22 protein-coding genes are annotated in these 19,234 nt (G+C 42.8%); 9 read left to right on the top strand and 13 right to left on the bottom strand.

Annotated elements, in window-relative coordinates:
• Positions 1-98: 98 nt before the first annotated feature.
• From ACM0OP_RS03815 to ACM0OP_RS03795, 5 genes are all read right to left on the bottom strand, one after another.
• Complete coding sequence (locus ACM0OP_RS03815) at positions 99-1,571, bottom strand: catalase (RefSeq protein ID WP_414527059.1); 1,473 nt, start codon at positions 1,569-1,571, stop codon at positions 99-101.
• A gap of 13 nt (positions 1,572-1,584) precedes the next feature.
• Entirely contained in the window at positions 1,585-1,908 is a 324-nt protein-coding gene (locus ACM0OP_RS03810) for a DsbA family protein (RefSeq protein ID WP_414527058.1), read from the bottom strand.
• Positions 1,909-2,073: 165 nt separating this feature from the next.
• Entirely contained in the window at positions 2,074-2,466 is a 393-nt protein-coding gene (locus ACM0OP_RS03805) for a type II toxin-antitoxin system VapC family toxin (RefSeq protein ID WP_414527057.1), read from the bottom strand.
• On the bottom strand, positions 2,467-2,715 hold the full coding sequence (locus ACM0OP_RS03800) for a DUF2281 domain-containing protein (RefSeq protein ID WP_414527056.1): 249 nt from the start codon (positions 2,713-2,715) through the stop codon (positions 2,467-2,469).
• A gap of 16 nt (positions 2,716-2,731) precedes the next feature.
• Complete coding sequence (locus ACM0OP_RS03795; protein WP_414527055.1) at positions 2,732-2,911, bottom strand: LuxR C-terminal-related transcriptional regulator; 180 nt, start codon at positions 2,909-2,911, stop codon at positions 2,732-2,734.
• 137 nt (positions 2,912-3,048) lie between these two features.
• Between ACM0OP_RS03795 and ACM0OP_RS03790 the strand changes: the two genes are divergently transcribed.
• Both ACM0OP_RS03790 and ACM0OP_RS03785 read left to right on the top strand, forming a co-directional pair.
• Positions 3,049-4,077: a VOC family protein gene (locus ACM0OP_RS03790; RefSeq protein ID WP_414527054.1), complete on the top strand. Its 1,029-nt coding sequence runs from the start codon at positions 3,049-3,051 to the stop codon at positions 4,075-4,077.
• Between the two features lie 79 nt (positions 4,078-4,156).
• Positions 4,157-4,525: a pentapeptide repeat-containing protein gene (locus ACM0OP_RS03785; protein ID WP_414527053.1), complete on the top strand. Its 369-nt coding sequence runs from the start codon at positions 4,157-4,159 to the stop codon at positions 4,523-4,525.
• On the opposite strand, the gene ACM0OP_RS03780 is transcribed toward ACM0OP_RS03785, so the two are convergent.
• Together ACM0OP_RS03780 and ACM0OP_RS03775 are read right to left on the bottom strand one after the other, a co-directional pair.
• A complete protein-coding gene (locus tag ACM0OP_RS03780) occupies positions 4,522-5,334 on the bottom strand; it encodes a DUF1838 domain-containing protein (RefSeq protein ID WP_414527052.1) in 813 nt (270 codons plus the stop codon). The two genes, ACM0OP_RS03785 and ACM0OP_RS03780, sit on opposite strands and share 4 nt — an antisense overlap.
• 259 nt (positions 5,335-5,593) lie before the next feature.
• Positions 5,594-6,781, bottom strand: coding sequence for an AbrB family transcriptional regulator (locus ACM0OP_RS03775; RefSeq protein WP_414527051.1), 1,188 nt, complete (start codon positions 6,779-6,781; stop codon positions 5,594-5,596).
• Positions 6,782-7,003: 222 nt separating this feature from the next.
• On the opposite strand from ACM0OP_RS03775, the gene bchI reads away from it, so the two are divergent.
• The 3 genes from bchI (at position 7,004) to ACM0OP_RS03760 (ending at position 9,669) form a co-directional block, all read left to right on the top strand.
• Positions 7,004-8,125 carry a magnesium chelatase ATPase subunit I gene (gene bchI / locus ACM0OP_RS03770; RefSeq protein WP_414527050.1) on the top strand — a complete coding sequence of 374 codons (1,122 nt, stop codon included), beginning with the start codon at positions 7,004-7,006 and terminating at the stop codon, positions 8,123-8,125.
• Between the two features lie 83 nt (positions 8,126-8,208).
• Positions 8,209-8,505, top strand: a complete 297-nt coding sequence (locus tag ACM0OP_RS03765) for a hypothetical protein (protein WP_414527049.1) — start codon at positions 8,209-8,211, stop codon at positions 8,503-8,505.
• A 132-nt stretch (positions 8,506-8,637) separates the two neighbouring features.
• Positions 8,638-9,669 carry a hypothetical protein gene (locus ACM0OP_RS03760; RefSeq protein ID WP_414527048.1) on the top strand — a complete coding sequence of 344 codons (1,032 nt, stop codon included), beginning with the start codon at positions 8,638-8,640 and terminating at the stop codon, positions 9,667-9,669.
• A 94-nt stretch (positions 9,670-9,763) separates the two neighbouring features.
• On the opposite strand, the gene psaK is transcribed toward ACM0OP_RS03760, so the two are convergent.
• Positions 9,764-10,015 carry a photosystem I reaction center subunit PsaK gene (psaK, locus tag ACM0OP_RS03755; RefSeq protein ID WP_414527047.1) on the bottom strand — a complete coding sequence of 84 codons (252 nt, stop codon included), beginning with the start codon at positions 10,013-10,015 and terminating at the stop codon, positions 9,764-9,766.
• A gap of 139 nt (positions 10,016-10,154) precedes the next feature.
• Between psaK and ACM0OP_RS03750 the strand changes: the two genes are divergently transcribed.
• Complete coding sequence (locus ACM0OP_RS03750) at positions 10,155-10,784, top strand: phosphoribosylanthranilate isomerase (protein WP_414527064.1); 630 nt, start codon at positions 10,155-10,157, stop codon at positions 10,782-10,784.
• A 130-nt stretch (positions 10,785-10,914) separates the two neighbouring features.
• Here ACM0OP_RS03750 and ACM0OP_RS03745 read toward each other — a convergent pair whose 3' ends face one another.
• The 4 genes from ACM0OP_RS03745 to ACM0OP_RS03730 form a co-directional block, all read right to left on the bottom strand.
• On the bottom strand, positions 10,915-11,661 hold the full coding sequence (locus ACM0OP_RS03745; protein WP_414527046.1) for an SDR family oxidoreductase: 747 nt from the start codon (positions 11,659-11,661) through the stop codon (positions 10,915-10,917).
• Positions 11,662-12,036: 375 nt separating this feature from the next.
• The gene (locus ACM0OP_RS03740; RefSeq protein ID WP_414527045.1) at positions 12,037-13,017 is read right to left on the bottom strand and encodes an acetyl-CoA carboxylase carboxyltransferase subunit alpha; all 981 of its coding nucleotides are present in this window, start codon (positions 13,015-13,017) and stop codon (positions 12,037-12,039) included.
• Positions 13,018-13,182: 165 nt separating this feature from the next.
• On the bottom strand, positions 13,183-14,220 hold the full coding sequence (locus ACM0OP_RS03735) for a long-chain acyl-[acyl-carrier-protein] reductase (RefSeq protein WP_414527044.1): 1,038 nt from the start codon (positions 14,218-14,220) through the stop codon (positions 13,183-13,185).
• Between the two features lie 222 nt (positions 14,221-14,442).
• Positions 14,443-15,138: an aldehyde oxygenase (deformylating) gene (locus ACM0OP_RS03730; RefSeq protein WP_414527043.1), complete on the bottom strand. Its 696-nt coding sequence runs from the start codon at positions 15,136-15,138 to the stop codon at positions 14,443-14,445.
• 176 nt (positions 15,139-15,314) lie between these two features.
• On the opposite strand from ACM0OP_RS03730, the gene ACM0OP_RS03725 reads away from it, so the two are divergent.
• The 3 genes from ACM0OP_RS03725 (at position 15,315) to ACM0OP_RS03715 (ending at position 17,684) form a co-directional block, all read left to right on the top strand.
• Complete coding sequence (locus ACM0OP_RS03725) at positions 15,315-16,148, top strand: carbohydrate ABC transporter permease (RefSeq protein WP_414527042.1); 834 nt, start codon at positions 15,315-15,317, stop codon at positions 16,146-16,148.
• 199 nt (positions 16,149-16,347) lie between these two features.
• Positions 16,348-16,884 carry a pentapeptide repeat-containing protein gene (locus ACM0OP_RS03720; RefSeq protein ID WP_414527041.1) on the top strand — a complete coding sequence of 179 codons (537 nt, stop codon included), beginning with the start codon at positions 16,348-16,350 and terminating at the stop codon, positions 16,882-16,884.
• Between the two features lie 260 nt (positions 16,885-17,144).
• Entirely contained in the window at positions 17,145-17,684 is a 540-nt protein-coding gene (locus tag ACM0OP_RS03715; RefSeq protein ID WP_414527040.1) for a pentapeptide repeat-containing protein, read from the top strand.
• Between the two features lie 241 nt (positions 17,685-17,925).
• Here ACM0OP_RS03715 and ACM0OP_RS03710 read toward each other — a convergent pair whose 3' ends face one another.
• Positions 17,926-18,954, bottom strand: coding sequence for a helix-turn-helix domain-containing protein (locus ACM0OP_RS03710; protein WP_414527039.1), 1,029 nt, complete (start codon positions 18,952-18,954; stop codon positions 17,926-17,928).
• Between the last annotated feature and the right edge of the window lie 280 nt (positions 18,955-19,234).

The following is a 19,234-nucleotide window of genomic DNA, read 5'->3' as shown; positions in this document are numbered from 1 at the left end:
CCTGTTCCCTAAAACTAAAAAACTTTGTACCTCACCAGCATGGGAACTGCTATAAGCAACTTGTCAGATTACTCATGGAAGTATTTAATATTGATGGGTTATGAAGACAAACCAAGTGCTTCAGCAACGCCTTTACCGTAAGCTGGATCGGCTTTGGCAAAATGGCCTAGTTGGCGTTCGATAATAAATTTGGGGACATTTTTCAAAGAGGCGGCAATGTTGTTAAACAATCTTTGTTGTTGATCTGGGGATAGTAAGCGGAATAACTCACCAGCTTGGGTGTAATCATCTGTGCTATCTCGGTAGTCGTAGCGATCGCCAAAGGCGGGGCTTTGCCCATCACCAGAAATCTTTAGAGGTGGTTCTTTATACTGCGCATCTGCCACAGGGCCATTAAAGCTATTTGGTTCGTAGTTCACAGAACCTTTGCCGTTATCGTCGTGGCGCATTAAACCATCTCGATGATAGGTATGTGCCTGGGTTGCATGGGGACAGTTAACGGGGAGACTTTCATAATTCACACCCAAACGATAGCGATGGGCATCGGGATAAGATAAAATCCGCGCTTGGAGCATTTTATCTGGACTCAAAGAAATTCCTGGCACAATATTTGAGGGCGCAAAGGCAGACTGTTCCATTTCCGCAAAGTAATTTTCGGGGTTGCGGTTTAGTTCCAGAATCCCCACTTCAATTAACGGATAATCTTTGTGCGGCCAAACTTTGGTTACATCAAAGGGATGGTAGGGAGTTTTTTCGGCATCCGCTTCTGGCATAATCTGCACCATGAAGCGCCATTGAGGATAATCATGCGATTCAATGGCATAGAATAAATCACGCTGGGCGCTTTCACGGTCTTCGCCCACAATTTTGGTAGCTTCTGCGTTGGTTAAGTTCTGAATGCCCTGTTTGGTTTTAAAATGGAATTTCACCCAAAAGCGTTCATTAGCAGCATTGATGAAGCTGTAAGTATGACTACCGTAACCATTCATGTAACGATGACTTTGGGGTAAACCGCGATCGCTAAATAAAATTGTCACTTGATGCAGACTTTCCGGTGTCAGTGACCAAAAATCCCACATAGCGGTGGGGTTACGCAGATTGGTTTTGGGGTCGCGCTTTTGGGTGTGGATAAAATCACTAAATTTCAAAGGATCGCGGACAAAGAACACGGGAGTATTATTACCTACCATGTCCCAATTGCCTTCTTCGGTGTAGAATTTGACAGCAAAGCCGCGTACATCTCTTTCAGCATCGGCCGCTCCCCGTTCACCCGCAACGCTGGAAAACCTGGCTAGGACTTCAGTTTGCTGCCCTATTTGGGAGAAGAGTTTGGCTTTTGTGTATTGGGTAATGTCATTGGTGACTGTGAATGTACCATAAGCACCTGTACCTTTGGCATGAACAACTCTTTCAGGTATCCGCTCCCGATTGAAGTGAGCCATTTTCTCCATCAGGTGAAAGTCTTGCATTAATAGGGGGCCGCGTGGTCCCGCAGTTAATGAGTTTTGGTTATCGCTGACAGGTATTCCAGCATCAGTAGTGAGAATTTTTTTCTCGGATTCGGGATTCATGGTTTTGTGTGCGTCAATTTTTGGTTTTTTTTAACGTATCGCTAAAGCGAAAGCTCCGCTTTAAGCGTAGCCTACGGGGAGCGCATACCGCCAAGTATGCCAAGTTAAAAAGGAGAGGGAAGAAATGCTGGACTGATTTGTGTTGGGGTGCTTCGGCTGCTTTTTGTGATTCTAGATAGATTTGAGTTTGAGGAAAATGACGAAATACAAAGTAAATTTTATTGCCAATTTCTTGGACTATTTTGTCAGCTTCTTCGCTATGAAGGCATTGATAATTGCCATATTTAACCAGCACTATAGGCGCATCTATGGCTCCTTGAGTATGATGGCGATTCACAAGTTAAGCATCGTCTAGGGTTTAATATATAAAATTAGTAAAAGTTTGTCCCTATGCTGCGGTTGAAGTTTTCAGCATATAGAAAGCTCAGGGATAATGTAACCAGGAGAGTAGGAGATTACCCTAACTTGAGGCTAGGTTTAATTCGTAATTAAGAAAGTTTCATCAATACCAATCTGCGATCGCTAGTCCTGGAACCCTGGAAAATTCTTTGAGGTTGTGGGTAATTAGAATGGCCTCAAGTGCTACGGCTGTTCCTGCTATTAAAACATCTATCTGACCAATTGGAGTTCCTTGTTTTTCCAACTCAGCGCGAATTGTAGCAGCTGCAAGCGCAGCATCTCGATCAAATGCAACCAACTTGACTCGGCTCACAAGTTGCTGAAGTTGTTGGCTACGTTTTCCAGGGGAGGTGGATTTTGCAATGCCGACTTGTAATTCAAACAGAACAATTGTCGGGACAATAATTTCTTGTGCAGATACATTAGCAAGGTTTTGAGCAACTTGTCCTTGACCTTTAAAATAGTAGATTAGGGTATTAGTGTCCAATACGTACATTTAAAGGCTCTCCCGCAGGATATCTTGCCCAGTTTCAGCACGAATGTCTTCTAGGGTAGGAAAATCATCTTTCCAAGTTCCAGCAAGGGAATAAACAAGTTCTGACCAAGGAACTGTCTCTACTGTATCGATGGGTTGATTGGTTTTGAGGTACTTAGCCCGAATAAATTCTGCAAAAGTTAAAACTTCGTGGGCTTGGTCTTGGGGAAGAGAGTTGACGAGTGCGTAAATCTGCTCGGCGATGGTCATAATAGGATTTTGGATTTCACTGAAGGTTAACAATTCCCCACTTCAGGGCTGTAATTACTGCCTGAATGCGATCGCTTACTCCTAATTTACTGTAAATATTATTAACATGGTACTTGACACTTCCCTCTGATATCTGCAATGCTGCACCAATTTCTTGATTACTTTTACCAATAGTTCCTGTTGACAACCAAATCAAATATATTGCCTAGATTAAGCTAGAAAATCGCTCAATTAGGTTAACTTTGGGTTAAATCCAAATCCTCTACTTTGGTTCCAGTGGGCAAAATCTACTTTCCTATTCCACCAGATCAAAAATTAGCATTAAAAATTTCTATGACTGAGGGTAAAGAAACTGCAATTGCAGGTATATATGAAGTATGTATTGGCGTTCCCGATGCAATTTTTGCCATTCAATACTGGGAGCAATTTGGTTATCGCATCGGTCAAGTGGGTCAATTACCCGCAGATACTGCTTATCAATTATATGGAGTTAATTCTGGTGTCCGTTCCATTCGCCTTTACCACCAAAAGGCCGATCATGGTTTAATTAGATTAATGGTTTGGCAACAGCCTAGCAATCAAGGCTTAGGATTGACATCCATGAAAGTTAAAGGAAATCGCTGGGCTACTACTTTAACTGCTGATATTTTAACGATTTTAAATCATGCAGAAAATGCCAAAGCCGGCCGTTGGGCGATTAGATATACCAATCCTCACTGGGAAGTTATTTATAACAAAGAGCGCAAAAGCCGACCATTTACAGATCCCACGGTGGGCGTGCGAGAAATGCTATTATTACAACCTTTAACTAGACAAGTTCTATTTCAAAGGTTTGGCTATATAGTGCCTAATTACGGCGAAATTAATCATCATGCAGCTTTTCAAACCAGTCAGTTTACCCATATGGGGATGGTTATTCAAGATGATAGTAAGCAAAGCCTGAAATTTTATGAAGACGTATTAGGTTTATTGCGTGTCCGGGACGATGTGGAAACTACCTATGAATCCTCACAAGCTGGGCGAGAAATATTTGACCTGAAACCTGGAGAAAAATTTATTCTCACAGCCTTTGATGACCCTCGTTCCTCGAAATCCGACTTAATGGCAGCCCGTAGTGGTAGACTTTACATCATTCGGTTTCCAGAGGCGATAAATTTACAATCCCGCTTTGAATCTTCACAACCAGGGTGCTTAGGAATATCACTTTATACATACCGCATCCAAGACATAGAAGAATATTGCGATCGCATTAAATCCAGTAACGTACTCAAATATACTAATATTGTCGAAAACGAATTTAGAGAAAAAAGTTTTTCCTTTGTCGCCCCCGACGGCTACTTTTGGAATTTAGTGGAAACTTAACATCTTTGCGCCCCTTTGCGCTTACCTTAGCGTCCCTCTGCGTTTAACCTAGAAATAGAGATTTCAACAAAAGAAACTCATGGATGCTCAGGAAGTAATCAGACTTTATAACGCAGGACAGAGGTATTTCCCCGCCGCCAACCTCAGTAGAGTCAAGCTAATTGCTGCCTACTTGCCTGGAATTAACCTGTGGGGAGCAGACTTGAGTCGAGCCAACCTCGCCAAAGCCAAACTCTGGGGAGCGGACTTAAGTCATACCAACCTCGCCCAAGCCAACTTAACAAGAGCCAACTTATCGGGAGTAAAACTAAATGAAGCAAATCTTAGAGGTGCAAAACTGAACCTAGCCAAATGTTATGGTGCTGACTTTAGTGGCGCTTGCTACGATGAAAGCACCCAGTTTTCCAGAGGCTTTGACCCCCAAAGTCACAATATGCAAAAATTCTAAAACTCCTCAGCTTCAGGAAGCGGAAAAATTTCCCCAGCCAAATAAGCCTGAAAGTGTTTTTGGAAGTATAGCCAAGAGGTCATATCCTCCCCATCTATCAAGGACTTTGGGGCTTGCTTGTAAAGAGGAACACGGGTGTTAATTTCATTTTTTAGCAATGGTGGTAATTCTGTAAAACCACTGACTTTACTCCCAGACGCACTATAAATCAGATAACCAAAACTCTCACCCATTTTCATCCAGGGCAACCATTGACCGATTCTATCCCAACTCAGCCGCAATTGAGACACTGAAAGCAGTTGTGAGTTAAATAAATCTCCAGTTGGTACAGCTAATTTGAATAATTCCGTAGCTTGATAAATCGGCTGTGGGCTATATTCCGCAAACTGGGGATTTTCGGCTAAGGGATTTGGATATGTGGGAAAAATATCAAACACAAAAGTAGTGGTATCCCCGTCAACTTGTGCGGGAAATTTACCTTCAAACTTTCCCTGGACGGGATTATTAGCTACATGAATTACAGGTACTGTTTCCCCAGTCCAGGGATTTTCCCAGTGTCGCAAAATCTCTTCCGTTTGTGGGTCAAGATAGTAAGTTAGTTCCCTGGAAGTAAAATCCCAACTATTTTCTGCTGTGGGAATGCACCTACTCACACTCACCCCAGACATTTTAAACAGCAGTTTTCTTTTTTCCCCAGGGATAAAACTATAGATTTTACCTGTCCAAATCAGGAATGTGGATTTATTGGGGTCTAGGGAAGAACGAGTTTTCACCCATTGTTGAGCATCTAATTCTTGGTGATTATTCATAATAATTTGTAGTTGATATAGCAGTTCCCATGCTCGTGAGGTACAAAGTTTTTTAGTTTTAGGGAACAGGGAACAGGGAACAGGGAATAAATTGGTGTGTACTTCAATAGACCGGGAAAGGCTATAATGCCTCTTTTCCTGCGGAACGCTACGCAAACAGAGGAGCTTCGCTCTAAGCGCAGCTTTACGTAATTTGTAGTTAGAATCTGTGGGGGCTTGTACCCATTTAATTACGAATTACGAATTAGCAATTATTTGGTCAAACTGTTTCTGATAACTGGTTATCAAGACGGCGAAACAAAAATATCCACAGTGGTAAAGAACTATTAATCGCAATCAGTCGGACTAAATGACCAGTTGTCACAATTTCTACATCATGATTTAATGCCAAGGATACGAGGATCATTTCTGGCGCTCCTCCTGGTGCTGTGACTAACAGACAAGTTAACCAGTCCCAAGAAGTTAATTGCATGGCCAGCATAGCAGCCACAGCACCTGCAACCAATGTCATGGCTACAGACATAAAAGCATAACCTATAGCCCTTTTACCAATATTGGGTTTATCTCCCCAATACTCACCAATGGTAATTCCCAAGAGCAGTTGACCTAGTAATTTTACTATTTTTGGTGGATTAAAAGTCACGTCTCCCAAAATAGGTATCCAGTGCAGCAAAGAATTAAACCCTAAACCAACCACTAATCCCCCAAAAAACTCGGCTGCTGGCAGTTTACACAATCCAGCCACATACACTACTAAGGCTGTAATTAGCAGTGCTAAACAAAGTAATTTTAGTTCAGCAGCGTTAGAACTGAATAATTTATCTGTAATTGGTAATGTGGGAGGAATGAGAACATGATCAACAGAAGTCCTGGCAATCAAAGGAATCAGTAATACTACAGAGGTGACGCGAATAGCTTGTACTAAAGCCACAAGGGGGACATTGCGATCATAATCGGCGGCAATCGATGACATAACGCCCACACCACCGGGAACTGTGGCCAGCATGGATGTTAATAAATTAGTGTGGCTTAAGCGTGAGTAAATGTAGCCAATGCAGCCACCACACAGCAGCAAAAATAAAGTCAAAAAACTAAATACGGGAATCCCAGCAGCCAGATTAGTTAAATCGCTACCACTAATGGATGCACCCACTGTCAACCCTACAAGTGCCATACCGACCTTTCTGGCACTGCGATTGGGCTGGGGATGATACTGATATAAAATCCGAGATAGTTGTAAAACTACAGCACCAGAGGCAATGCCGCCAAATATCCAAGCAATGCCACCTACCTGGAATTGAACTAAGGCGAAGCCCAAAGGTATTGCTAGCAAGAGTTCTAGACTCAAGATAATTATTGTCTTCACCACTAACTGTTGCTGGTTAACATGGGGGTTTTTATGGGTGCGTAAATCTGGGCTAGAAGTCACACTGAACTTTTGATTCATCGACCAAGGCTATTGAAATTAATTTAACTATGTACTTAAACTAACGCGCTTGACTAAAACTTACGTCTGTTCAATTCCAGTTATACAGGTAATATCGGGGAAAATATTCAGACAAAATTCCTCGTGATTTGAAATGAATCACCCCCTCTAGCTAGTTTTTCCACCCCCTAACTGTGGCACAATAAGGAGTTGTAATCAAAAAAATATTGTTAAGGTAATTTAGTGACTCCAACTGCTCAATCCACAGCCAGTGCGCGTCGCGTGGTATTCCCATTTACGGCAATTGTGGGCCAGGAAGAAATGAAACTGGCGCTGCTATTGAACGTGATTGATCCCAAAATCGGTGGTGTAATGATTATGGGCGATCGCGGTACAGGCAAATCCACAACTATCCGGGCGCTGGCTGATTTGTTGCCAGAAATCCCCGTGGTTGCTAATGATCCCTTTAATAGTGACCCCAACGACCCCGACATGATGAGCGACGAAGTTCGCCAAATGGTAGACCAAGGGGCGGAAATTCCCATAGCTCACAAAAAAGTCCAAATGGTAGACTTACCATTAGGAGCCACAGAAGACCGAGTTTGTGGAACCATCGACATTGAAAAAGCTTTATCTGAAGGTGTCAAAGCCTTTGAGCCGGGTTTGCTGGCTAAGGCTAACCGAGGCATTTTGTATGTGGATGAAGTCAATTTACTTGACGACCACCTAGTAGATGTGCTACTGGACTCCGCCGCTAGTGGCTGGAACACTGTAGAGCGAGAAGGTATTTCGATTCGTCACCCAGCCAGGTTTGTACTTGTGGGTTCTGGTAATCCCGAAGAAGGTGAATTACGTCCTCAACTGTTAGACCGTTTTGGGATGCACGCAGAAATCCACACTGTGAAAGAACCACCTTTGCGGGTGCAAATTGTGGAACAAAGGGGAGAATTTGACCAAAATCCGCCCGAATTTCTCACCAAGCACAAATCGGAACAAGAAGCATTGCAAGAAAAAATTGTGAATGCTCAAAATTTGTTGCCATCAGTGACACTGGACTATGAATACCGGGTAAAAATTTCGGAAATTTGTTCAGAACTAGATGTAGATGGTTTGCGTGGTGATATTGTTACCAATCGGGCGGCGAAAGCCTTAACCGCTTTTGAAGGTCGTACAGAAGTTACCATTGACGATATCAAACGTGTAATTACTCTATGTCTGCGTCACCGACTCCGCAAAGATCCTTTAGAGTCGATTGATTCTGGTTATAAGGTAGAAAAAGTTTTTGCACGGGTTTTTGGTGTGGAATTACCAGAAGATGCTGCACAAAAAAATGGCGTAGGTCAAAAGTTAGGCGCGAGAAGTTAATAAGTGTTAGTGTTGGGTTTTGAAGAACTACTTCATAACTCAGCACTCTTCACTTTTCACCTAAAAAGCAGTCAGTAGCAAATATGAGATTGTGGCATTCTTGGTTAAATAACTTTATTTTGGCTAGCCAATACAACCCACCCCGGTTTGTGGAGTTCTTAATGCTGATGGTGGCGATCGCCATGTTAGTAGTAGCGATAATTTTACCAGATAGACCCTATTTAGTCTTAGGTTTGAGTCTGGTTGTGGGCGCATCCCTTTCTATCTTAGTCCGGGAAGCGATCGCCCCCTCACCCCAAAAACAACTCACCCAATTCACAGCATTCTTATTGTTAGTTATTAGTATCTACGGCTTTGCTGATTTACTGCAAATCCTTTAGCTTGTAGTGAGGACTAAAGTCCTCCCCATAAATCACTATGGTAGGAATATGTGACAACAGTGTGTAATAATTAAGCCGATTGTGCTGCTCGTAGTAACGAAGGCAATCGCATACACTAGTTAGCTATCAATTGTGCAAGATACCGAATCTATCAACAACCTGGCTGCGGCGTTGCAACAACCAGCCGACCTCAGCTTTGAATTGCCCGATCCAGAAGATGAAGAGATTTTAGACTCAGACTTTCAACAACAGCTGGATGTAGCTTGGCAGGTATGCGATCGCTTTGACCTGCAAACCGAAATCTGGCGGGGGCGAATTTTAAGGTCTATCCGCGATCGTGAGAAAAGAGGTGGTGACGGTAGGGGTACGGGATTTTTGAAATGGCTCAAAGAACGAGAAATTAGTAAAAGTCAAGCCTACGCCTGGATTCAACTAGCTAACAGCGCTGATACTCTCCTGGAGGAAGGAAAACTTGACCCAGGCTCAGTGAATAACTTTAGTAAACGGGCATTTATTGAAACTTCTAAAGCCGTCCCGGAAGTTCAGCAAATGGTCAGCGAAGCGGCGCAAAAAGGCGACCAAATCACCCGGCGAGAAGTGCGTCAACTCACCGACGAGTGGACGGCTATGTCCTCAGATTTACTCCCAGAGTCAGTCAAGGTAAAAGCAGCCGATAACTCCCTTCCCTCACGCTACATTGCCCCTCTGGTGAAGGAAATGGAAAAACTGCCGGAATCACACCAAAAGTTGATTCACAGCGAAATTGATGCTAACCCCGATGTTGATACCTTGAAACAGGCAACTTCAGAGGCGCGTTACCTAGCTAAATATCTGAAATCGGCTGCCCAAGTCCAAGCACTGACACAGGCAGATATTGATATTGAAACAGCCTTAGAAGAAGCCCAAAGAATCGGCTGTTTAAGTATAGCCGCCGATTTAGTGAATCAAGCATCACAGATAGAACAAACAATTGCCAAGTTGTACATGACTTGGAAACGCATCGGGAACTTAGCAGATCGGCTATATGTAGATACTGGAGCCAGTACACCTAATTTGCGATCGCTTTTGACTTGCATCGAACCTCTGGGTGGTGAAGTTATGGAATTACAACTCAGTGGCGGTAATGAACACACCATCCGCCTCCAAATTCAGGAAACCAATTAGCCTCTTTTCCCTGTTTAATATAGGAGCGGGGAGAAAGGTACAAAAATTAGCTGCAAATGCAATTTATTCTCCCCTGACTCCTACTCTCTAACTCTTACAGACGACCGATATTAGTCAGCCCCAACACAATACCAATGCCGATGACATGACCAAAAGCCATCGCACCAATAAAGGCGGGAATACTGATGGGCAGGATAGGCAACTTGGGTCCTACTAAAGGATACTGAATTTTGAGACTGAGCAACAGAACTACAAGGCTGCTGACGCTAATAATAATTCCCACTGTAGGAGTCCATTCAGGTGTGACGGGAACAGATGCGGCGGCTAGTAAGGTGGATAAAATCAACTTGGTATCTCCTAAATGACAAAATTTAATGTAGACCTCCAAAATTATAAAGTTCTACAGTAAACAACCAAACAGTTTTATTTAAACTTTGATGTTTTTTTCCGTGATCAATATCTCAAATTTATATATGGGTGAAAATATGCGGGTGAAAATATGCGGTATTACTCAACCACAACAGTCTGTAGCGATCGCCAATTTGGGTGCAACTGCTCTAGGATTTATCTGTGTACCCTCCTCACCCCGCTACGTCACCTCAGCGCAAATTCAAGGGTTGGTGGCACAATTACCGCCAAATATTGACACAGTTGGGGTTTTTGCTAACGCCACCATTGAGGAAATTAGTCATATAGTTAGGGATTCTGGATTGACTGCTGTGCAGTTACATGGCGATGAATCCCCAGAATTTTGCTTATTATTACGTGAAACTTTATCAAATGTAGAAATTATTAAGGCTTTGAGAGTTCGCTGTGTTGAACATCTGGAACAGGCCGCAAATTACAGCAAATATATAGATACACTACTCCTGGATGCTTATCATCCCCAACAGCTAGGAGGCACAGGTCAAACTCTTGACTGGCAAATGTTAGAGCAATTTCAACCTACCTGTCCTTGGTTACTAGCTGGGGGACTAACGCCAGATAATATCGAAGTTGCTTTAAATCAGATTCAGCCAGACGGGATAGATTTATCCAGTGGCGTAGAAATTAAACCAGGAGATAAGGATTTAAGTAAGGTAGCGCTGCTGTTTCAGAAGTTACGCAGTAGGTAGCTGCTCCCCACACTTCCCACACTTCCCACACTTCCCACACTTCCCACACTCCCCCCACTCCCCACACTTCCCACACTTCCCACACTTCCCACACTCCCCCCACTCCCCCCACTCCCCACTCCCCACTCCCCTAAAGAGCGCCAGCACTGGGCATTAAAATCAATTCGTCGATGACGGCGGCTTCTGGTAGTAAAGCGGTGTGAAGAATTGACTGGGCGACAACTTCGGGGGTTAACATTTTGCCCCGATTCAGGTCAGCATGGACGGTTTCTGTATCCCACAGTTCGGTATTCACCGCACCAGGACAAATGGCTGTAACACGAATACCGTGGGCGCGTTCTTCTTGTGCCAGGGTTTGGGAAAGTGCGATTACACCCGCTTTGCTGACGCTGTAAACTCCCCAACCAGGAAAGGGTTGTTTGGCGGCAATTGAGGCTACATTGATAATTATGCTGGTATTGCGATCGCCTCCGGTGCGGCTTTGCTGTTCTCGCATTCCGGGTAAAATTCCCATAGTGCATTCAAACAGACTGGTGAGGTTTAAATTTATGACTTTTTGCCAATCTTCTAGGGGAGTTTCACTGAGGTTGGCTGTATATGCCATACCTGCATTGTTGACTAAGATATCTATACCACCAAAATCAAGGGCGATCGCTGCTATTTTTGCTTTTACTTGAGTAATATCAGCCAGATCAAGAGCATAGGCTTTGGCTACTACTCCCGTATGTCTAGCTGCTGCTGCTACTGTTTCTAATTTATCTAAAGAACGGCTGACTAAAGCGACATCAATTCCCGCCTTGGCAAATTCTAATGCTGTTGCCTTACCAATTCCACTACTAGCCCCAGTGATTAGGGCGCGTCGTTTCTCAAAACTCATGCTTTTTTCCAATTTTTGGTGTTTTTGAATGCTTTTTTAGCAGCTAATTAACTAACTGCGATTTTTCCTGTGAAGGCGGTAGGACAAGAACAGTAAAAAACCTATGGCTGTTGAGATTGTTAAAAATCTTTAAGTAGCCATAGGCATTATATCATTGCTAATTAGCAGAACAGTTATTTTCCAGAGATATAGCCACCGCCAAGCAGGCTAGGACACACCAAGAGGCGGGGGAGCAGGGGGGAAAGAGGCGGGGGAGCAGGGGGGAAAAATTGTTACTTCTCAATACCTAATTCCCAATCCCCAGTCCCCAGTCCCCAATCCCCAGTCCCCAATCCCCAGTCCCCAATCCCCAGTCCCCAATCCCCAATCCCCAAATTAGTGAGCTAATTCAGTAAACACACCTATTTTGCGGAACTTTTCATATCGCAGTTGCCGACGTTGTTCAGATGTTAAACGGTTGAGTTGATCCAAGTTGTCTAATAAGGATTGCTTGAGAGTTGTGGCAGCTTTCAGGGGTTCCGAATGAGCGCCACCAGTGGGTTCAGGCAATATTTCATCGATGATGCCTAAATTTTTCAGGTCGTGAGAAATGATTTTCAGGGCGACAGCTGCTTGGGGTGATTTGCTGGCATCTTTCCAGAGAATGGCGGCACAGGCTTCGGGGGTAGCAACGGTATAAACGGCGTGTTCAAACATCATGAGGCGATCGCCTACACCGATACCTAAAGCACCACCAGAACCACCTTCGCCAATGACTGTACAGATAATTGGCACATCAAAGCAAAACATTTCCCGTAAATTATAGGCGATCGCTTCTCCTTGCCCTTGATGTTCGGCTTCGATACCAGCCCAAGCCCCTGGGGTGTCGATGAAAGTGATGATTGGCATCCCAAACTTGTTGGCGTGTTCCATCAAGCGTAATGCTTTACGATAACCACCAGGGGAAGCCATGCCAAAGTTCCGAGCAACATTATCCTTAGTGTCGCGGCCTTTTTGATGACCTAACATCACCACTGGTTGTCCGCCTAAACGACCTACACCACCAACTAAAGCTGGATCGTCACCACCGCAGCGATCGCCATGCAACTCCATCCATTCATCACTAATGGCCTGAATGTAATCAAGAGTACTGGGGCGACGAGGATGACGAGCTACTTGCAGGCGCTGGGAAGGTGATAAATTACTAAAAATTTCTCCTCGTAGTTCCATCGCCCGTGTTTCCAGTTTGCGAATTTCACCAGAAACATCAACGCCATTTTCTTCTGCAAGTTGCCGAATCTGATCAATTCGGTTTGCCAGTTCTGCTAGTGGCTTTTCAAAATCTAACAGTAGTGGTTTGCGCTCGGTAGTTGCCATCGTACAAGTTAAGAGTATTGAGTGTGGAGTTGTTTAAAGTGGGGATGTAGGACATGAACTATTGGCTCTGATTTACCTATCAGTTAATGACACAGCACGGCGGTAAATAAACCAATCATTTCAAGTCAATGAAGTTTTTTGACTTTTGACTTCCGCCCTGCTGTGCTAGTTAACGACTAACGACTCAACTAGCAGGGGTCTAAATCCGTGTTTTATTGATGCTTGACCTATCTGCTCCATTTTGTCTACGGTAATCTGATTCCGCCCCCAAGAAAAGTTCGTGTATAACTTCTCAAATTCCAACAGCATCGATTCCGCAAAACAAGCAAACAACTGGCGTGCTGGCACATCCATATTGACTATTTTCATAATTTTCCAGTCAATATCCAGAGAATGTTCTACAATCCCACCGTTTAGCACATGAACCCCAGGATATTGAATTTTAGTAGCTAAATTTTTCGGATAGCCACCATCAATCAGCAAACAAGGCCGCTTCAATACTTGAAAATCAATTTCTACACCTTTGGGCATACTGGCAACCCAAACCACAATATCAGCTTCTGGTAGTGCCTCATCCAAAGCCATGATCTTGCCTCGTCCCAGTTCGTCTTGTAGGTCTTTGAGACGTTCATTATTGCGGGCGATGAGCAAAAGTTCTTTAACGTCGGTTTTTGCATCTAGCCAGCGTGTCACGGCACTACCAATATCTCCCGTTGCGCCACATATAGCAACAGTCGCTTTCGACAAATCAATTCCTATTTGCTGCGACGCTTGTTCCACCTGACGACAAATAATGTAAGCCGTGTGAGTATTCCCTGTGGTGAAGCGTTCAAACTCTAGTTTGATGTTGCGGACTTGGGGGAACTGCTCCAATTTAAAGTTCTCAAAAATAATTGAGGAAAATCCCCCTAAAGCAGTGATATTAATGCCGTGCTTTTGGGCATGAGCCATAGCGTTGAGAATTTTGCGTATTGCTGTTTTTGCATGGCGTTTAGCCAGCATTTCTGGCAAAAAACAAGATTCTACATACCTTCCTTCAATTGTCTGCCCAGTCACACTGGTAACTGTGATTTCATCGACAATTTGCGGCGGGGCGCTGCACCAAAAATCTAGCCCTTGATCGGCATATTCTGGATAACCCAATTCTTTGGCTACCGATTGAGCGTGTTCTAAACTAGTCAAATGTCCAATTAGACCAAACATGTATTGATGTATTAGGCGTGTGCTTTGTCGAAAGCGTTGAATAAGTGGGCAAAAACTGAATATCAATTCGTAATTCGTAATTAAGACAATCCGACTATTTCGGTTTCCCGCTTGCTATCTGTCGGATTATCGCTTCAAATTGATACAACTCTGAGCAAGAGTGGAGAAAACGGAGGATGCATTAGGGGCAAAACAGACAATAATCAGAATGTTGCACTGAGTTTAAGCGGCTGTTAGTCCATAAGCTGACATTCGCATAATGTCTCTGGTGGTGAAACCAATGTTACTTAATGCTTCACCGTATTGAATCATGAAGTCTTCTACTAAAGCTTCTTTTTCCATTGCTAGAACCTGGGCATCATCTTCAACTTGGTTAAGCATTCTCCAGACGATGGGCAAGTTTTGGCGATTAGCTGTTTCTAATTCTGCTTTGGATTCAGCAAAGTTTTCTTTTAACCAAACTTCCCCAAAGTTGAGGTGACTATATTCATCTTTTACTACTCCCTCTGTGATTTTACGGGCAAAATCATCGGCAACGGGAATGTAGATGTTGTATGCGGCGATCGCAAAACATTCAATAATTAAAGACTGAATCAGCAAGCAAGTTACCACTTGACCTTCAGCGGCCGCTTTTTGGAAATTTTCGTGTAGTCCAGAGAAGAATTTTTGTGCAAATTCCATATCTGGTTCCACAGACAAATTTCGTCCACAAGCTTCAAAACCCTTTTTGTGGCGACTTTCCATTTTCGATAGCCGCATCAGTTCATCTTTACTCTCTGGGAGCATTCCTCCCAATGTGATGTAATTCTCATGAGCTTCCTGTTCGCCTTCAATAACAATGGCATTGATGCGACTGTAAGCATCTTTGTATTCTGCACTCTGGAAATCAATTTTTAAATCGGTTGCAAGTTGTTGCATGGTATGTTTACTCCTGTAAACTGGAATCATTTGATACAAAAATTCGATTTTCCCTATTTTTATAGGGTAATGATCACTATGGTTTAATTTAACTTAACAAGTCACTATGTTATAGATTAGCCTTTGCTGGGGGCGATGCTCTAGTAGTAGAACACAAATGCTTTAACTTTCAACTCATGTCTAAAACAAACTGGAATCTCAAATCTAGCAATTTTCTCCGGTTAGGAGTCCTGCTATTTGGGGCATTTATTGTCCTCTTACCCTTACTTGTGGTCTTTCTCATGTCTTTTGCACCTCCAGGAGCTAGTTTAGAGGATGTTTTAAAATTCGAAACTAGCTGGTCTTTAGCTAATTACCGCGATGCTTGGGATCGAGGTAAATTTTTACTCGCGTTTGCTAATTCTACCTTAGTGGCGATCGCTGTGACGGCTTTTCAGATGGTCACTTCTGCATTAGCCGGTTACGCCCTGGCCAGATTGAAGTTTCGCGGGAAGCAAGCGCTGTTACTGGTTGTCTTGGCTACTTTAGTCATTCCCTTTCAATTATTGGTGATTCCCATCTTCCTAGTTTTAAAGTGGGGACACATGATAAACACTTACGGGGCGCTGATTTTACCCACTGCTGTCAATGGCTTTGGAATTTTCTTGTTACGTCAGTATTTCCAGACAATTCCCGTAGAGTTGGAAGAAGCCGCAACCATCGATGGGGCGAACCGGCTGCAAATTTTGTGGCGAGTCATGCTACCTTTAGCCCGTCCCGCCTTGGTGACCTTATTTCTGTTTACCTTTATTGCTGAATGGAACGATTTGTTTAAGCCTTTGGTATTTACAACACGACCGGAATTAAGAACTGTGCAATTGGCTTTAGCAGAATTTCAAGAACAATTCACGAATAATTGGCCTCTGATGATGGCTGCTGTCACCATAGCGACGGTTCCGGTGATGGTGCTATTCCTGATCGGTCAACGTCAGTTTATACAGGGTATAGCCGCCACAGGGATTAAGAATTGAATCTGGGGAGTGGGGAGTAAGGAATAACCCTCTTCTGTCAATATTTCCAGAGATGTTATCTGTCGCCACGGAAATTTGATTTGGAATACTATCATGCCCGATAGGACTATCTAAAATGCTCCATATCTGGGTTGAGGAGGGTTTGCCAGAGATTAGTTGCATTCTAATTGAGATTAGAAAAGAAATTGGAGGTTAATTCATGGTTTGGAAAATTACTACTGATGAATTGTTGGCTCGGTACAACGCTGGGGAGCGTAACTTTGCTGGTGTCGAAATTTTGCGAATTGTCGGCGAAATGGGCGAAAGAGACGGGGTTGATGGTCAGATTACTGGACTCGAAGGTGCTGACTTGCGGGGTATTAACCTGCGTGGAGCTAATCTTGAAAAACTCGATCTGAGTGGGGCTGATTTGACTGGAGCCGATTTGTTCGGGGCTTATTTGGGCGAGGCTGGGTTGGTAAAAACTATTCTGAGAGACGCTAATTTGTTCTCCGCCAATTTGAGTAGTGCTACTTTGAATGGGGCTGATTTGACTGGATCTGATTTAAGCCAGGTGAATGCGAGTAGCGCTGTTTTCATCGGTGCTACCATAGGCTATTTTGAATATGCTGTTTTGATTGACGCTAACTTCCAAGGGGCTATCGGTATGCTCATCAATGGACATTTCAATTTGATTTGGGATACCACTATGCCTGACGGTACTGTTGAAAAAGGTCCCTACTGTAAATGGAAATAGAAACCCAACATTAATCAACTATAATTAACAGGAAAAATATTTCTACATCATCAATATGCGCTTCAATTATTGATAAATTGATAAAATTTAAACCAACATAATATTTTGATATTATTCACTCACACCCTACATCGTTTGCAAATTCTAATTTGATATCAGTTATTAAAGTAGGCGTTGCCGGTTTGTTGGAGGTTGAGGAGGGTTTGCCAGAGATTAGTTGCATTCTAATTGAGATTAGAAAAGAAATTGGACGTTAATTCATGGTTTGGAAAATTACTACTGATGAATTGTTGGCCCGGTACAACGCTGGGGAGCGTAACTTTGCTGGTGTCGAAATTTTGCGAATTGTCGGCGAAATGGGCGAAAGAGACGGAGTTAGTGGTTTGATTACTGGACTCGAAGGTGCTGATTTGCGGGGTATTAACCTGCGGGGAGCTAATCTTGGAACAGTTGATCTGAGTGGGGCTGATTTGACTGAAGCCGATTTGTTCGGGGCTTATTTGGGCGAAGCTGGTTTGGTAAAAACTATTCTCAGGGATGCTAATTTGTTCTCCGCCAATTTGAGTAGTGCTACTTTGAATGGGGCGGATTTGACTGGATCTGATTTGACCCATGTTAAAGCGATTGGTGCTAGTTTCATCCGTGCTAAAATCGGTTATTTTGAACACGCTGATTTAACTAACGCTAACTTTCAATACTGCGATTTCTATGGACTTGGCCTCTGCCGTCGATTCAATGTTATTTGGCATACTACCATGCCCGATGGTACTATCCAAGAAGGTCCCTACTGTAAATGGTAATAGTTCTGACCTCGTTGTAGCTATATTCGCTTCAATTATTGATAATTTGATAAAATTTAAACCAATATAATGGTCTTTCTCACGTCTTTTGCACCTCCAGGAGCTATTCCTATACTCTTGTACTAAACGGCAAAATAAACTCGCCCTTTTAGGGCGAGGCTTTAAACTCAATTTAACGATATAATTCGCCGACATTTGTATTTACTATAGATTAGATTTGAGAATTTAATTTATAGCTAAATTAAAAAGTTTCTGGCGGCGAAATATTAGCATCCATTCCCCCAGACTTTAATCCTGACTTAATGCAGACTTCGGATATCTGGGATGATGGAGAAACAGAAACAGATGGACAATTTACTATTTCTGGATTCAGAACTCTACCAGTATTAAATTGTTGAGAAGTTAAAGATAATCCTCCCACAGATCCAGCAATGAGGGCTGTATAACCTACATAAAGATGCATGGGACTCAGAGGGATACCCAATTCTTCTGATGCTGGAGAATTTTTCCAAGAACGAGTCAGTGATGGTACTCCCTTTTCTGCTGGTAACGAAGCTGCTAACATTGTGCCATTTAATCCGACAGCGTTACCCATAGAGCGAATAAATGAACGTACTAAAGTATCTTCTGGTAATAAATCAAAGTTACTACTTTCAATAGCTTCCATGCGATGAATGGGAATATGAGTGTAAATATTAAGTTGGTAAAGAGAAAGACCTCGATCCTCACGAGCTTGTTTAATTTTTTGACCAATTATTGACATCATTTCTAGACGTTTTTCGGCTACTGTTGACTGTTTAATGTCAGGTTTTTCAGTTTTTTTATGACCATGCAACCATTTTTTCAGTATGACAATTGGAGACTTAATTGGGGACTTTTCACCGTGGTTTACAGGAGATTCTGATGATATATCATTTTCCTGAATATCTGTACTGCTGGTTGGCGATTTTACATCAATACTTGAGGATTCACTAGTTGTTTCTGTGGCAACAATTGATGCTATATTATGAGTTTCTGTAAATTTTTCCGGTTGTAACATTTGTTGAAAAGCTAAGGTAATAGCCTCTCTCCCTACAGCTTTAAGTAAAATCTTGATGGGTTCTCCGGAATGTCCTAACAAGTTTTGTAATGTATTCATAGCCAGAACATAAACTTTACTATTGTGCAGTTCGGCTTCAATTTTACTTAATAGCGATCGCAATTCATCTTGAGTGACTTGGATACTATCATTTCCAGGAATAGTAAACAAATATGCAGGTGTCATAGTCATAATTCAATATTGCTCCTGATATTTAGAGAAAAGGGGGGCTAAACTGTATAATTTCACGCCTTTTATCCTGTAATATCCGGAATATTCTGTATTAATTGTCTGTTTTTCACAGAAAAATTATAAATTACTCTGATTATCAGAAAATTTACTGTTAACGGAGAATTATTATATAGGTGGGGAGTGGGGAGTGGGGAGTAGGGAGTGGGGAATGGGGTAAAATCCTTTTGGTGTCTAACTTTTATGATCAGTTTATTTTCTAAAGTCCTTGCTGGTTACCATA

The sequence above is a fragment of the Nodularia chucula CCY0103 genome, from assembly GCF_963923915.1.
Lineage (GTDB): Bacteria > Cyanobacteriota > Cyanobacteriia > Cyanobacteriales > Nostocaceae > Nodularia > Nodularia chucula.
Note: the sequence above shows the minus strand (reverse complement) of the source record. Positions and strands in the feature narration are given on the sequence as shown.

Bases quoted from the DNA above. Each gene is read 5' to 3' on its own strand.
- ACM0OP_RS03815 (WP_414527059.1), bottom strand. From the start codon at position 1,571: ATGAATCCCGAATCCGAGAAAAAAATTCTCACTACTGATGCTGGAATA.
- ACM0OP_RS03805 (WP_414527057.1), bottom strand. From the start codon at position 2,466: ATGTACGTATTGGACACTAATACCCTAATCTACTATTTTAAAGGTCAA.
- ACM0OP_RS03800 (WP_414527056.1), bottom strand. From the start codon at position 2,715: ATGACCATCGCCGAGCAGATTTACGCACTCGTCAACTCTCTTCCCCAA.
- ACM0OP_RS03790 (WP_414527054.1), top strand. From the start codon at position 3,049: ATGACTGAGGGTAAAGAAACTGCAATTGCAGGTATATATGAAGTATGT.
- ACM0OP_RS03785 (WP_414527053.1), top strand. From the start codon at position 4,157: ATGGATGCTCAGGAAGTAATCAGACTTTATAACGCAGGACAGAGGTAT.
- ACM0OP_RS03780 (WP_414527052.1), bottom strand. From the start codon at position 5,334: ATGAATAATCACCAAGAATTAGATGCTCAACAATGGGTGAAAACTCGT.
- ACM0OP_RS03775 (WP_414527051.1), bottom strand. From the start codon at position 6,781: ATGAATCAAAAGTTCAGTGTGACTTCTAGCCCAGATTTACGCACCCAT.
- ACM0OP_RS03765 (WP_414527049.1), top strand. From the start codon at position 8,209: ATGAGATTGTGGCATTCTTGGTTAAATAACTTTATTTTGGCTAGCCAA.
- ACM0OP_RS03750 (WP_414527064.1), top strand. From the start codon at position 10,155: ATGCGGGTGAAAATATGCGGTATTACTCAACCACAACAGTCTGTAGCG.
- ACM0OP_RS03745 (WP_414527046.1), bottom strand. From the start codon at position 11,661: ATGAGTTTTGAGAAACGACGCGCCCTAATCACTGGGGCTAGTAGTGGA.
- ACM0OP_RS03740 (WP_414527045.1), bottom strand. From the start codon at position 13,017: ATGGCAACTACCGAGCGCAAACCACTACTGTTAGATTTTGAAAAGCCA.
- ACM0OP_RS03735 (WP_414527044.1), bottom strand. From the start codon at position 14,220: ATGTTTGGTCTAATTGGACATTTGACTAGTTTAGAACACGCTCAATCG.
- ACM0OP_RS03730 (WP_414527043.1), bottom strand. From the start codon at position 15,138: ATGCAACAACTTGCAACCGATTTAAAAATTGATTTCCAGAGTGCAGAA.
- ACM0OP_RS03725 (WP_414527042.1), top strand. From the start codon at position 15,315: ATGTCTAAAACAAACTGGAATCTCAAATCTAGCAATTTTCTCCGGTTA.
- ACM0OP_RS03720 (WP_414527041.1), top strand. From the start codon at position 16,348: ATGGTTTGGAAAATTACTACTGATGAATTGTTGGCTCGGTACAACGCT.
- ACM0OP_RS03715 (WP_414527040.1), top strand. From the start codon at position 17,145: ATGGTTTGGAAAATTACTACTGATGAATTGTTGGCCCGGTACAACGCT.
- ACM0OP_RS03710 (WP_414527039.1), bottom strand. From the start codon at position 18,954: ATGACTATGACACCTGCATATTTGTTTACTATTCCTGGAAATGATAGT.